At 70.4% G+C, this 14,007-nt stretch carries 9 protein-coding genes and 2 pseudogenes; 9 read left to right on the forward strand and 2 right to left on the reverse strand.

Annotated elements, in window-relative coordinates:
• Positions 1-76: 76 nt before the first annotated feature.
• Positions 77-805 carry an MgtC/SapB family protein gene (locus FBF36_RS03260; protein ID WP_138137163.1) on the forward strand — a complete coding sequence of 243 codons (729 nt, stop codon included), beginning with the start codon at positions 77-79 and terminating at the stop codon, positions 803-805.
• Positions 806-849: 44 nt separating this feature from the next.
• On the opposite strand, the gene FBF36_RS03265 is transcribed toward FBF36_RS03260, so the two are convergent.
• Positions 850-1,605 (reverse strand): ROK family protein, encoded by a 756-nt coding sequence (locus FBF36_RS03265; RefSeq protein ID WP_034491980.1) that lies wholly within the window; start codon positions 1,603-1,605, stop codon positions 850-852.
• A 48-nt stretch (positions 1,606-1,653) separates the two neighbouring features.
• Here FBF36_RS03265 and truA point away from each other — a divergent pair, with 48 nt between their 5' ends.
• From truA to istB, 8 genes and pseudogenes are all read left to right on the forward strand, one after another.
• The gene (truA, locus tag FBF36_RS03270; protein ID WP_138137165.1) at positions 1,654-2,541 is read left to right on the forward strand and encodes a tRNA pseudouridine(38-40) synthase TruA; all 888 of its coding nucleotides are present in this window, start codon (positions 1,654-1,656) and stop codon (positions 2,539-2,541) included.
• Between the two features lie 258 nt (positions 2,542-2,799).
• The gene (gene rplM / locus FBF36_RS03275) at positions 2,800-3,243 is read left to right on the forward strand and encodes a 50S ribosomal protein L13 (RefSeq protein WP_009393332.1); all 444 of its coding nucleotides are present in this window, start codon (positions 2,800-2,802) and stop codon (positions 3,241-3,243) included.
• A 43-nt stretch (positions 3,244-3,286) separates the two neighbouring features.
• A complete protein-coding gene (gene rpsI, locus FBF36_RS03280) occupies positions 3,287-3,781 on the forward strand; it encodes a 30S ribosomal protein S9 (RefSeq protein ID WP_003789348.1) in 495 nt (164 codons plus the stop codon).
• A gap of 313 nt (positions 3,782-4,094) precedes the next feature.
• Positions 4,095-5,456 carry a phosphoglucosamine mutase gene (gene glmM / locus FBF36_RS03285; protein WP_034490900.1) on the forward strand — a complete coding sequence of 454 codons (1,362 nt, stop codon included), beginning with the start codon at positions 4,095-4,097 and terminating at the stop codon, positions 5,454-5,456.
• A gap of 607 nt (positions 5,457-6,063) precedes the next feature.
• Positions 6,064-6,525, forward strand: a complete 462-nt coding sequence (locus tag FBF36_RS03290; protein WP_009393329.1) for a hypothetical protein — start codon at positions 6,064-6,066, stop codon at positions 6,523-6,525.
• A gap of 96 nt (positions 6,526-6,621) precedes the next feature.
• Positions 6,622-9,094: pseudogene (locus FBF36_RS03295) on the forward strand (BTAD domain-containing putative transcriptional regulator); the annotation flags it as partial.
• 147 nt (positions 9,095-9,241) lie between these two features.
• Positions 9,242-10,909: pseudogene (gene istA, locus FBF36_RS03300) on the forward strand (IS21 family transposase).
• On the forward strand, positions 10,906-11,721 hold the full coding sequence (gene istB, locus FBF36_RS03305; protein WP_009394820.1) for an IS21-like element helper ATPase IstB: 816 nt from the start codon (positions 10,906-10,908) through the stop codon (positions 11,719-11,721). The pseudogene istA and the gene istB overlap by 4 nt, the downstream one beginning before the upstream one ends.
• Before the next feature lie 25 nt (positions 11,722-11,746).
• Here the strand turns inward: istB and FBF36_RS03310 are convergent, their stop codons facing one another.
• Positions 11,747-14,002 carry a copper-transporting P-type ATPase gene (locus FBF36_RS03310; protein WP_034491603.1) on the reverse strand — a complete coding sequence of 752 codons (2,256 nt, stop codon included), beginning with the start codon at positions 14,000-14,002 and terminating at the stop codon, positions 11,747-11,749.
• Positions 14,003-14,007: the final 5 nt, after the last annotated feature.

Raw genomic sequence — 14,007 nt, forward strand, 5'->3', positions numbered from 1 at the left:
TCACCGAGGACGCGGCCCGCCAGGCGCTCCTTTAGAATCGGCGTAGTGCCGGTGGGGTGCCGGCAGGGCAGGCACAGTGATCGCAGGGAAGGGAGTCAGTGTGAACACGCTGTTCAGCCTGAATCACGTGGGGGTTCAGGTCGTCGCGATGCTCGCCACCTTCCTCCTGTGCCTGACGCTGGGCGCCGAGCGCCATCTGCGCCACAAGGACGCCGGTGTCAAGACACACGTCCTGGTGGGACTGGGCTCGTGCCTGTTCACCCTCGTGTCCGCCTACGGCTTCGCCCCGATCACCGGCGCGGACGTTGCGGTGGACCCCAGCCGTGTGGCCGCGCAGATCGTCTCCGGCATCGGCTTCCTGGGCGCCGGGGTCATCTTCGTCAACAACGACACCGTCCGGGGCCTGACCACCGCCGCGACCGTCTGGCTCAGCGCCGCCATCGGCATGGCCTGCGGGGCTGGCATGATCCCCCTGGCAGCCACAGCGGTCGCACTCGACTACATCGTCGTCCTCCTGCTGGGCCCCCTCACCTCGCGCCTGCAGCGCCGCCGCGGCGAGGTGACCGTGCGCATCGACTACGAGATCGGCAGCGCCATCATGCCCGAGATCCTCCAGGTCGCCACCGCGTCGGGCTTCACCGCCACCCTGGAGGAGACCGAGGTGACTCGCGGCGAGCACGGGCGCACCATGAACGCCGTCATGCGCTTCCACGGTCAGCGGCCCGCCGCCAACCTCGTCGAGGCCCTCTCCGGGCTTGACGGCGTCGACGGCGTCGAGTGCCTCACGGGGGGCCGGCTCGACTGAGCCCGGCTCCGGGGAGGGAGCCAGCGGTGGAGGGAGTAATGGAGCTAGGGACGGGTCATGTCCCAGCAGCGTGCGCCCCCGGTCATACCGGCCTCGTTGGGGACCACGACGACGTCGTCGCCGATCCTGGCCAGCTGGGCCGCCGTGATCCGCCGCGAGTTGCCGCCACCCAGGTAGAGGCGGTCCCACAGGTACATGGGGCGCAGGGCGTCGACGACACGGCGCACTCGGCGCGACCAGTGGGCGTCGCCCAGGCGCAGACGCTCGTGCTCGCCGATGTAGTCGTCATAGGTCAGCCCCCAGCGCACCGGCCCCTGGGAGACCTCCACGTGCGGGGCCAGGAGGCCGTTGTCGAAGACGGCGTTGCCCAGGCCCGTGCCCAGGGTCACGATCATCTCCAGCCCGTGGCCCGTGACGACGCCGGCCCCGGCGACCTCGGCGTCATTGAGGACCAGGGAGGGGATCCCCAGGGCCTTCGAGACGCCGGCGCCCATGTCGAAGCGGGCCCAGGCCTCCACCAGCTCGGGCAGCACCTTGGAGCGCGGGCCGTCCTTGGTGATGTAGTGAGGCGTGGCGATGACGACCCCGTGGCGGATCATGCCCGGCATCCCCACCGTCACCCGGTCCGCGCCCGGCAGTTGGGAGGCCAGTGAGGCGATGGTCTCCACCAGCTTCGTCGGCGGCAGCGGGTAGGGGGTCGGGGTGCGCACGGCGCGGGAGATGATGTTGCCCTCGGCATCCAGCACCGAGGCCTTGATGCCGCCGCCTCCGCAGTCCACGGACAGAGTCGTTGTGCTCACGGCCGCGAGCCTAGTGGAAGCGTGAGGCCGGTGCGGTTCAATGGTGGCATGCCACGTATCCGCCTCGACCTGGCCTATGACGGCACCTTCTTCTCCGGGTGGGCCGCCCAGCCCGGGCTGCGCACCGTCGAGGGGGTCCTCACCTGCGCCCTGGCCACCGTTGTGCGCGAGCCCGTCCGCCTCACCGTGGCCGGACGCACCGACGCCGGCGTCCACGCCGCCGCCCAGGTGGCCCACCTCGACGTGAGTCCCGAGGCCTGGGCCGCACTGCCCGGACGCTCCGAGCGCCGCCCCGAGGCCGCCCTGCTCACCCGGGTGGCGGGCGTCCTGGCCCGCGAGGCCCAGGAGAGCCTGGCGCGCACGCCGCGCGGGGCCGGCGACGTCGTCGTCACCGGGGCGCGCACCGTGCCGGAGGTCTTCGACGCCCGCTTCGGCGCCCTGAGCCGCCGCTACACCTACCGGATCGCCGACGCCTGCGCCCCGCGTGACCCGGCCCGGCGCGCCACCGTCCTGTGGCTGCCCGATGTGCTCGACGTCGAGGCCATGGCCGCTTCCGCCCGCGCTCTGCTCGGTGAGCACGACTTCCTGTCCTACTGCAAGCCCCGCGACGGCGCCACGACGATCCGCACCCTGCGCGCACTGGAGTGGCGACGGTCCGAGGCCGGGCCGGATGCCGGGCTCGTCGTCCTGACCGTCGTCGCCGACGCCTTCTGCCACTCCATGGTCCGATCCCTGGTGGGGGCCGGCCTCGCCGTCGGTCAGGGGCGCAAGCCGGTCACCTGGCCCGGCGAGCTCCTGGCCGCCCGCACGCGCCAGAGTGCCGCCCCCGTCGCCCCGCCGCACGGGCTGACCCTGGAGGAGGTCACGTACCCGGCCGACGACGAGCTCGCCGCCCAGGTCGAGCGCGCCCGCACCACCCGGCGTCTGAGCTGCTGATCCGCGGCCAAGAACCCATCGAGCCGCGTGGTGCGATTCACGGAACTGGAAAGCCGCACCTTTTGACCCCTCCGTGGGACGCCCGGTACTGTTGGCAATCGTCGTGCAGCACGTGTGTGCGTGTCCGCGGTGCCGTCCCACTCGCCCCGGATCGCCTGTGCTCCGACCACTCACCTGACCATGGTGGTCTCGCCGAACCGCGAACGCTTCACCGCGCTTCGGCGTGCCCACTCGCCAAGAGAAACGAAGGCAACGCCCGTGCGCACGTATACACCGAAGCCCGGCGACGTCGAGAAGAACTGGTACGTCATTGACGCCACCGACGTCATCCTGGGGCGACTCGCGGCCCAGGCCGCCACCCTGCTCCGTGGGAAGCACAAGCCCCAGTTCGCTCCCAATGAGGACTGCGGCGACTACGTCGTCATCATCAACGCCGACAAGGTGGCCCTCACCAACGGCAAGGCTGACAAGAAGTTCGCCTACCGGCACTCCGGCCACCCGGGGGGCCTGACCGCCGTCTCCTACCGCGAGCTGCTGGCCACCCGCCCTGAGCGCGCCGTCGAGAAGGCCGTCAAGGGCATGGTTCCCCACACCAAGCTCGGTCGCGCCCAGCTCAAGAAGCTCAAGGTCTACGCGGGTGCCGAGCACCCGCACGCCTCCCAGAGCCCGAAGACGTTCGAGATCACCCAGGTCGCCCAGTAAGCGCTCCAGCGCTCGGCACCCCGCGACAAGCAAAGGACATATCGTGGCTGAGACCACTGTCGACATCGACGCGCTGGACGAGGAGAACGCCCCCTCCAGCTACACCACCGAGACCGAGGAGTCCGCTCCGGGTCGCGGCCAGTCCATCACCGCCCCCGGCTCCGGCCTGGGTCGCCGCAAGGAGGCCGTCGCCCGCGTGCGCCTCGTTCCCGGCACCGGTCAGTGGACGCTGAACGGCCGCTCCCTGGAGGACTACTTCCCCAACAAGCTGCACCAGCAGCTCGTGCGCGCCCCCTTCACCATCCTGGACCTCGAGGGCCGCTTCGACGTCGTCGCCCGCATCAACGGCGGTGGCGTCTCCGGCCAGGCCGGTGCCCTGCGCCTGGGCATCGCCCGCGCGCTCAACGAGATCGACCGTGAGGCCAACCGCGCCACCCTGAAGAAGGCCGGTTTCCTCACTCGCGACTCCCGCATCGTGGAGCGCAAGAAGGCCGGTCTGCACAAGGCCCGCCGCGCCCCCCAGTACTCCAAGCGCTGATTGGACGGGGTCCGGCCGAACGGGCCGGGACCTCCTTCCGCTTGCCTGCGATGGCGGCCGTCCCCTCCCGGGGCGGCCGCCATCGTCATGTGTCAGGGGCGGTGGTGACTCACTCAGGCGGCACCGTCGGGGCCGGTGCGCAGCCAACATGCAGCCGATATACCGCGGTGATGGGCGCGATCTCGGGTGGAATCCGCAGTGCCGGGGCCGCCGCAGGACATCAGACCTTTTGTGTTGGTCGAAGGTTGGGCCCCGATGCCCGGCGCCCCGTGGCAGGATGGTGCTGTTTCATCACCCTTTCAGGAGGATTTCCATGGCTCGTCTCTTCGGAACCGATGGCGTACGCGGCCTGGCCAACGACCTGCTCACGCCCACCCTGGCCGTGCAGCTCGGTGAGGCCGCGGCCCGCGTCCTGACCAAGGACACCCCTGCCGCCCGGAGACCACGCAGCGGCCGTCCCCGCGCCATCGTGGGGCGCGACACCCGCGCCTCCGGAGAGTTCCTCGACCACGCCATCAGTGCGGGCCTGGCCTCCTCCGGCGTCGACGTCACCCGTGTGGGCGTCCTGCCCACCCCGGCGATCGCCCACCTGACGGCCACCCAGGACATCGAGCTGGGCGTCATGATCTCCGCCTCCCACAACCCCTTCCCGGACAACGGCATCAAGTTCATCGCCCGCGGCGGCTACAAGCTCGCCGACGCCGTCGAGGACGAGATCGACTCCCTCCTGGGCAAGGTCAACGACCGCCCCACCGGCGCCGATGTCGGCCGCGTCATCAAGGGTGAGACCGTCGCCGACCAGAACTACATCAACCACCTCGTTGACTCCGTCGCCACCGACCTGTCCGGGCTGCGCATCGTCGTCGACGCCTCCAACGGTGCCGCCTCCGTCGTCGGCCCCGCCGCGCTGCGGGCCGCCGGCGCCGAGGTCATCGTCATCAACGCCTCCCCGGACGGCCTCAACATCAACGACAACTGCGGCTCCACCCACCCCGAGCAGCTGCAGAACTACGTCAAGGCGGTCGGAGCGGACATGGGTGTGGCCTACGACGGCGACGCCGACCGCTGCCTGGCCGTGGACGCCGACGGCAAGCTGGTCGACGGCGACCAGATCATGGGCATGCTCGCCATCGGCATGAAGGCCGACGGCACTCTCGGCTCCGACACACTCGTCGTGACCGTCATGAGCAACCTCGGCCTCATCCTGGCCATGCGCGAGCACGGCATCCGCACCGTCCAGACCGGCGTGGGCGACCGCTACGTGCTCGAGCGGATGCTCCAGGGCGGCTACACCCTGGGCGGCGAGCAGTCCGGGCACGTCATCGACACCGTCCACGCCACCACCGGTGACGGCGTGCTCACCTCCCTGCACGTGGCCGCGCGCGTCAAGCGCACCGGCAAGACGCTGGCCGAGCTCGCCAGCGTCGTCACCCGCCTGCCCCAGACCCTCATCAACGTCAAGAACGTCGACAAGGGCGCCGCCAGCACCAACAAGGCCGTGCAGGACGCCGTGGCCTCCGCGGAGAAGGACCTGGGCGAGACCGGCCGGGTCCTGCTGCGCCCCTCGGGCACCGAGCCGCTCGTGCGCGTCATGGTCGAGGCCGCCACCCAGGAGGAGGCCGACCGTGTCGCCCGCTCCCTGGCCGACACCGTCAAGAGCAACCTCAGCCTGTGAGCTGACGGCGGTTTCCCTCCCGGCCTTCAGAAGGCATCATGCCCGATCTATGTGCCCCGCCCAGAACCTATGGGCGGGGCACAGGGCATTGAAGGTTCTGGAACTGCTGGTGCACGGCGTGGCCGTGTAGGGTCGACGTCTAGGCCTCAGCCTCAATGTTATTGATGATCTACTTCTGATATAACCGTTGGAATACAGCGTCTGACAAATCGAGCGGAGCGAGCATGGAGCTGCCCGATGGCGGATACCGTCCTCCGCCGATCCACGTATGTGAGGACGAGACCTACCCAATCGATGTCGGCCCGATCTCCGGGCCAGGGCGCCACCGGATAGTCATACGACTGAGGACCTACAGAGGGCGCGTGGTCGACTATGCGCTCCAGCATGAGTGGCGCTCCAGCCCGGATGACGGCTGGCAGCCCGTGTTTCGGATCGACACACGTCATGGTTGTATCCACTCTCACCAGTACCATCGGGACCGCGACCGTGAGACCCGTCCCATCCAAGTACTGGGGAGGAACGACCATGCCATACTGGGGGCGTCTTACGACGAGTCATACAAGCAGGTAATCGACTGCATGGAACAGCACTTCAGGAGCTGGCAGAGATGAGTGACACCAAGACGACGCGGCGTGATGCGGCGCGCGCTGTGGGGCTCTTCCTCGGTACGACTCAGGGGCGGGAGCTGTTCAGGCGCAACCACTACCTCAATGACACCAGGATCCTTGCGGTCCCTGAGTCCGAGCCCATCGACTCCGTGATCGCCGATCACCTCGACCACGGTGCCGACACGATCGTCGCCGTGTTCTTCCCCGATCGCCGGGGCAGCAAGCGCTTCGGCTTTTTCAGGTGGGAGATGCCTTCAAAGCAGGCCCCCGAAGGTTGGTGTGCTGCCGAAGGGGTGACGCTTGGGGCCGGACCTCAGGGCCGCACATCGTCCATCGGCGCTGTCATGGATACGATGAAGGCTCAACGTTTTACTCTTTCTGACGATGGCCCTCACGATGACGTCCCGGATGTGTCTACTCTGCTCAAGCGCATGTCGTCTCAAGCCTTTGCTGCTTCCTAGCACCTGAGTCTCACCTGAGGACCTCGCGGCCGCCGCCACCAGTACGGTGGCCGGCGTCGCGACCGGCCCCGGCCCGTGGAGCACCGCCTCACGGTGATGGGTGAGAATGGCCTCGTGACCTCCCCGTACCGCCTGGCTCTCCTGACGGAGCCGCCGACCTGGCAAGGCCGGCCCCTGAGCGGTAGGAGCCTTGACCTGCTCGCCGTGCTCGCCGGCAGCCAGGACGCCAGGGTGAGCGACGGCGCCCTCATTGAGGCCCTGTGGCCCGACGACGCCCCGGCCCGGCCACTGCGGGCGCTTCACGTCGTCGTCTCCCGGCTGCGTGCCGTCGTGGGGGAGGGTGTCGTCGAGCGCAGCGGCGATGGCTACCGACTGGAGCTGGCGGAGGCGGAGGCTGATGTCCGGGACCTGTCGTATCGGGCGGAGCGCGCCCGAGCCTGCGCCGCCGCCGGCCAGTGGGAGCAGGTCCTCGATCTCGCCGACCGACTGCCCCAGGTGCCCGTTCCCGACGAGGTCGATGACAACGGTGGAGCAGGAGCCGCCCCTATGGCCCTCTTGCGAGAGCGGGCTGCAGCCCTGACCGAGGGTGCCCGCCGCGACCGGGGGCTCGCCCTGGAGGCCACCGGTGAGCACGAGCGGGCCGTGGACCTGCTGCGTGAGGCCTCCCAGCGCGACGGCGGCGACGAGACCGTCCTGGCCGCCCTCATGCGCGCCGAGTCCTGGGTGCGCTCACCGGCTGCGGCCCTGGAGATCTACGAGCAGCACCGCCGTCGGCTGCGCGAGCTGGGAGCCGTGCCCGGACCGGCCGCGCGCGCCGCCCACGAGGCCGTCCTGGCCGCCGAGAGCCCTGTGCGCCACGGCCTGCAGCCCGAGCCCGAGCACTTCCTGGGGCGCGAGGCGGACGTGACCGGTGTTCTCAAGGCCCTGAGCACCCACCGTCTGGTGACGCTCACCGGCCCCGGTGGGGTCGGCAAGACCACCCTGGCCCAGGTGGTGGCGGCCCGCAGCCGCCGCCCCGCCGTCTACGTCGTCGCCCTCGCCGAGGTGTCACCCGGAGCCGATCTGGCCAGGGTCGTGCTCGACGCAATCGGAGGCTCCGCAGTCGTCAACGGTGACCCGCACCGCGATCTGGCCGCCGCCCTCTCCCAGCCCGGAACCGTCCTGGTGCTGGACAACTGCGAGCACCTGGCCGGCGAGGCGGCCGACCTCATCGGGCCGCTCCTGGTCGCCTGCCCCGATCTGCGCGTGCTGGCGACCTCGCGCCGCCCCGTCGACCTGGCCGCGGAGCACGTCCACCGCCTTGAGGCCCTCAATGCTGCCTCCTCCGCCGAGCTCTTCCGCGCCCGTGCTCTGGCGGCTCGCCCCGGCCAGGTCATCGACGATGACGACTTAGGCGAGCTCCTGAGCCGGTTGGAGGGCATCCCCTTGGCCATCGAGTTGGCCGCCGCGCGCACCCGCAGCCTGTCGGTCGGCCAGATCGCCGAGCGACTGCCCGGCAGACCCGATCTGCTCACCGCCGCCCGTGACGCCCCGGCCCGTCAACGCACCCTGACAGCGGTCATCGAGTGGTCCTGGAACCTGCTCGACGCCGCCGAACGCCGCGCCCTGGCTCGGCTGGCCCTGCTCCCCGACGGCTTCACCCTCCTGCCCGCGGAGGCGCTCATCGGCGCGCAGGCCGCCGACCTCCTCGACGCCCTGGTCTCCCACTCCCTGCTCGTGGTGCGCGACCACGGCCTGCCCCGCTTCCACATGCTCGTCACCGTCCGCGACTTCGCTCTGGCGCAGCTGTCCGCCTCCGGTGACGAGGCCGAGGCCCGCGCGGCCCTGCGCCAGTGGGCGGTGGACCTGTGCTCCCAGATCCGTTTTCCCGTGGACGCCGGCGACTTCGGCGACGCCCGTCACCCCGAGGCGCGCCGCCACGACCGCCTCTTCCGGCAGGTCGCCCACGATGAGGCCGTCATCCTTCAACAGCTCGACCGGCTCCTGGCACAGGCCGACGGCCACGGCACGGATCACCTGCCGGCGGAGCTGCGCGACGCCATCTGCCTCATCGGTGCCGCCCTCATGCGCCTGTGGAGCGTCACCTGGAGCTATGAGCGCATCGCCGACTACGGTGCGCGCCTCATCGCTGCCGCCGTCCAACCCGCCCAGGACTCACGCGGCAACGAGGCAGGCCTGAGCGTCCTGGCCCTGTGCGTCACCCTCTTCGGGCTCCTGAGCCACGTGCCCGAACAGGTCCGCTCCCTGCTGCCGGCCTCCTTCGACGGAGAGGGACCGTTCAGCCGGGTCAGGCGCTTCCTGCGTGCGAGCGACGAGCAGTGGTCCGAGCTGACCGGCGACGCCGACCCCTGGGTCGCCTGGGCGGCGACCCGCTGCCTGGCCGCCCAGCAGGAGGACGACGGCGATCCTCAGGCCTCCCTGGAGACCATCGAGGCCCTCCTGGGGCGGCTCCATGGCCACGACCTGGCCGGCATTCACCTGGCTCGAGCTGCACCTCCACCGGCTGCAGGTGCTCATGTCCCTGGGGCGTTACAGCCAGGTCGTCGACGCCTGCTCGCGCGCCCAAGTTGGTTGTGACAGCTTGGTTCGGCCCCGTTGTGACGGCCTGATCTGGCCCCGCGTGCGACTTGCCGGGGTGTTGACGGTCTGAACTGGCCCCACCCCTTCACGCTGGTCCCCATCACTGGGAACCAGTCGCGAGGGCAAGGGAGCCAAGATGGGATCACGAGTGCAGCTGTACGCCGACATCCGCCACGACGCGCGAGTCGATGGCCTGTCCATCCGCGAGCTCGCCCGCAAACACGGAGTCCACCGCCGCACCGTCCGCCAGGCACTCGCCGCAGCCGAACCCCCACCCCGCAAGAAACCGGTCCGCACAGCACCGCGCCTGGACCCGTACAAGCCGGCGATCGACGAGATGCTCACCTATGACCTGACCGCGCCGCGCAAGCAGCGCCATACCGCGACCAGGATCCTGGCCCGGCTGCGCGACGAGCACGGCGCCACCGACCTGTCCTACTCCACGGTGCGGGACTACGTCCGGGTCAGGCGCGCGCAGATCGATCTGGAGGCCGGGCGCCGGGTGGAGGCGATGGTGCCGCAGGACCACGCCCCCGGCGCGGAGGCCGAGGTCGACTTCGGCGAGGTCTACGTCATCCTGGACGGCGTCAAGACCAAGTGCCACATGTTCGTCTACCGCCTGTCCCACTCCGGCAAGGCCATCCACCGCGTCTACCCGACCGGCGGACAGGAGGCCTTCCTCGAAGGACACATCGAGGCCTTCCACGCCCTGGGCGGCATCCCCACCCGCCACATCCGCTACGACAACCTCACCTCCGCCGTCGTCCAGGTCATCCACGGCGGCGACCGGCTACGCGACGAGAACGAACGCTGAGTGCTGTTCCGCTCCCACTACGGCTTCGACGCGTTCTACTGCCAGCCCGGCATCGACGGCGCCCACGAGAAAGGCGGCGTCGAGGGCGAGGTCGGATGGTTCCGCCGCAACCACCTCACCCCCATGCCCGAAGTCGCCACCCTGGACGAACTCAACGACAAGATCCGCGCCTGGGAGCACGACGACAACACCCGCCGCATCACCGGCCACGCCAACACGATCGGGCAGGACCACCACGCCGAGCTGCCCCACCTGGCACCGTTGCCGGCCGACGACTTTGACCCCGGCCTGATCCTCCACCCCCGCGTCGACCGCTCCGCCCTGATCACCGTCCGCATGGTCAAGTACTCCGTCCCCGCGCACCTTATCGGCCAACGCGTCCGCGTGTCCCTGCGGGCCTCGTGCGTGGTCGTGTTCGAGGGCCGCACCGTCCTCGCCACCCACCCTCGCCTCGGCACCCGTGGCGTGACCCGGGTCGAGCTGGACCACTACCTCGAAGTGCTGCGGCACAAGCCCGGCGCGTTCCCCGGCTCCACCGCCCTCGCGCAGGCCCGCGCCCCCGGAGCATTCACCGCGGCCCACGACGCGTTCTGGGCCGCGGCCCGCAAGACCAGCGGCGACGTGGCCGGGACCCAAGCGTTGATCGACGTGCTCCTGCTCCACCGATCCCTCCCGTCCGACGCGGTGATCGCCGGCATCACCTCGGCCCTGTCGGTGGGCGCGATCAGCCCCGACGTCGTCGCCGTCGAAGCCCGCCGCCATGCCACCACCCACACACCCGCCCCAGCCAGCCAGACCAGGGGCGGGACGGTCGTGAACCTGCCACCCCGACGCCCCACCAACCCGCACCAGGTCATCGCGCACCTGCCCGAAGACACCCGGCCCCTGCCCACCGTCACCGCCTACGACGAACTCCTGTGCCGACGCCAACCCGATCCCGCCCCGGCCCCCGCCGAGACTCACCACCACACCCCGACAGGAACCCTATGACCACCACCAGCACCAGCCGTCCCGAGAGCCTTCGCCGTCGTCAGGGCCTCACCGAGCAAGCCGCGCAGGCCGCGATCGACCAAGCCTGCCGCCGGCTTCGGCTGCCCACGATCCGCGCCGTCGTCGACGACGCCGTGACGGCCGCCACCAAGGAACAACTCACCTACCAGGGCTTCCTCGCCGAACTCCTCCTGGCCGAGGTCGACGACCGCGACCGCCGCTCCACCCTGCGTCGCATCAAGAGCGCCGGCTTCCCCTGCGAGAAATGGCTCGCCGACTTCGACTTCACCGCGAACCCCAACATCAACCCCGCCACCATCAACGAGCTCGCCACCGGCGACTGGATCCGCCGCGGCGACCCGCTGTGCCTGATCGGGGACTCCGGCACCGGCAAGTCCCACCTGCTCATCGCGCTCGGCACCGCCGCCGCCGAGCAGGGCTACCGCGTCCGATACACCCTCGCCACCCGGCTCGTGAACGAGCTCGTCGAAGCCGCCGACGAGAAACAACTCACCAAGACCATCAACCGCTACGGCCGCGTCGACCTCCTCGTGATTGACGAGCTCGGCTACCTGGAACTCGACCGGCGAGGCGCCGAACTGCTGTTCCAGGTCCTCACCGAACGAGAGGAGAAGAACGCCATCGCGATCGCCTCCAACCAGTCCTTCTCCGCCTGGACCGACACCTTCACCGACCCCCGCCTGTACGCAGCAATCGTCGACCGCCTCACCTACAACGCCACCATCATCGAAACCGGCACAAACTCCTACCGCCTCGCCCACACCCGAGCCCGGGCATCTGTGATGGGGTGAACAACGACCGGCTGGGCTCTTGGGGTCAGCGGTGACGGCGCAACCGCAGCGAGTTGGTGATCACGCTGACCGAGCTGAGGGCCATGGCGGCGGCCGCGATGACGGGCGACAGCAGCCAGCCAAAGGCCGGGTAGAGGGCGCCGGCGGCCAGCGGGATACCGACCACGTTGTACACGAACGCGAAGACCAGGTTCTGGCGGATGTTGCGCATCGTGTCGACCGACAGATCGCGGGCCTTGACCAGGGCGGCCAGGTCACCGCCGAGCAGGGTCACGTCGGCGCTCTCGATGGCCACGTCGGTGCCGGTGCCCATGGCCACACCCACGTCGGCCACGGCGAGGGCGGGGGCGTCGTTGACGCCGTCGCCGGCCATAACGACCGTGTGGCCCTGGGCCTGCAGGGCCTGCACGTGGCCGTGCTTCTGGTCGGGCAGGACGTCGGCGACGACCTGGTCGATGCGCAGCTCGTCGGCGATGGCCCGGGCGGTGGTGGCATTGTCGCCGGTGAGCATGACGACCTTCATCCCGCGCCGACGCAGGTCCTCGATCGCGCCGGCGGTGGTCGCCTTGAGCGGGTCGGCGATGGCCAGCACACTGGCGGGCCTGCCGTCGACGGCCACGACGATCGCGGTCGCGCCACGGCGACGGTAGGCCTCCACCACGGCGTCCAGGGCATGGGTGTCGACGTGCTGGCTGCCCAGGAAGGCGGGGCTGCCGACGAGCACGTGCTGACCGTCGACGGTGGCGCTGACACCGCCACCCGGGTGGGCGGCGAAATCGCTGGCCGCCGGCACCGTGCGTCCCGTCTGGCGGGCAGCATCGACCACCGCCCTGGCGAGGGGGTGTTCGGAGCCGGCCTCCACAGCCGCGGCGAGCAGCAGTGTCCGGGCATCCTCGTGGCCGTCGACGCCCTGCTGGTCGACCAGGCTGGGGCGGCCCTGGGTGAGGGTACCGGTCTTGTCGACGACGAGGGTGTCGACCTTCTGCAGTCGTTCGAGGGCCTCGGCGTTCTTGACCAGCACGCCCTCGCTGGCGCCGCGCCCGACCCCGACCATGATCGACATTGGCGTGGCCAGACCCAGCGCACACGGGCAGGCGATGATCAGCACGCTGACGGCGGCCACGATCGCGAACGGCAGCCGCGGCTGCGGCCCGATCGCCAGCCACAACCCGAAGGTGGCCAGGGCGACGGCGATCACGACCGGCACGAACACCGCCGAGATCTTGTCGACCAGTCCCTGGATCGGAGCACGGGACCGCTGCGCCTGGGAGACCAGGTCGACGATCCGGGCCAGGGTCGAGTCGGCGCCCAGGCCAGTGGCCTCCACCACCAGGCTGCCGCCCTGGATGATCGTGCCGCCGATGACCCGGTCACCGGGGCTCTTGTCGACCGGAACCGGCTCGCCGGTGATCATCGACTCGTCCACATACGCGTGACCATCGACCACGGTGCCGTCGGCCGGCACCTTCTCGCCCGGCCGCACCCGGCACCGATCGCCCAGCTGCAGCTCGGCGGCCGGCACGTCGGTCTCGGTGCCGTCGGCCCCGATGCGGTGCGCGGTGGCCGGTGACAGGTCGAGCAGGGTGCGGATCGCACCGGAGGTCTGGTCGCGGGCCCGCAGCTCGAGGACCTGGCCGAGCAGCACCAGGGTGATGATGACTGCCGCGGCCTCGAAGTAGGTGCCGACCCGGCCGTCCATCGCCCGCATCCCGGACGGGAACAACCCCGGCGCCAGCACCGCGACCACGCTGTACAGCCACGCGGCACCGACACCCAACGACACCAGGGTGAACATGTTCAGGTGACGGCTGACCACCGACTTCGCGCCGCGCACGAAGAACGGCCACCCAGCCCACCACACCACCGGCGTCGACAGGGCCAGCTCGAGCCACGGCGCGACGCTGCCGGGCAGCGCACGCCCCAGCACCATGGGAACCATCACCATCGCCACCAGCGGCACGCTCAGCACCGCCGCCACCCGGAACCGGCGACGCATGTCGACGAGCTCCTGGTTCGGGCCGTCGTCGAGCCCGGCCGAGACCCGCTCCAGCGCCATGCCACAGATCGGGCAGTCACCGGGGCCGTCGCTGCGGACCTCGGGGTGCATCGGGCAGGTCCAGTCCCCTGCAGCGACCGCACCGGCCACCACCGCCGGCTCGCCGGTGGGGTGCTGGTGGTCGTGGTGCTGTGCGGCCGGCGCGTCCCCACCGTCGGCGGGTTGCAGGAACATCCCGCACTTGGGGCAGCGTCCCGGGTGGTCGCTGGTCACCTCGGGGTGCATCGGGC

It is taken from the genome of Actinomyces sp. oral taxon 171 str. F0337 (genome assembly GCF_005696555.1).
In the GTDB taxonomy this organism is placed as follows: Bacteria; Actinomycetota; Actinomycetes; order Actinomycetales; family Actinomycetaceae; genus Actinomyces; species Actinomyces oris_E.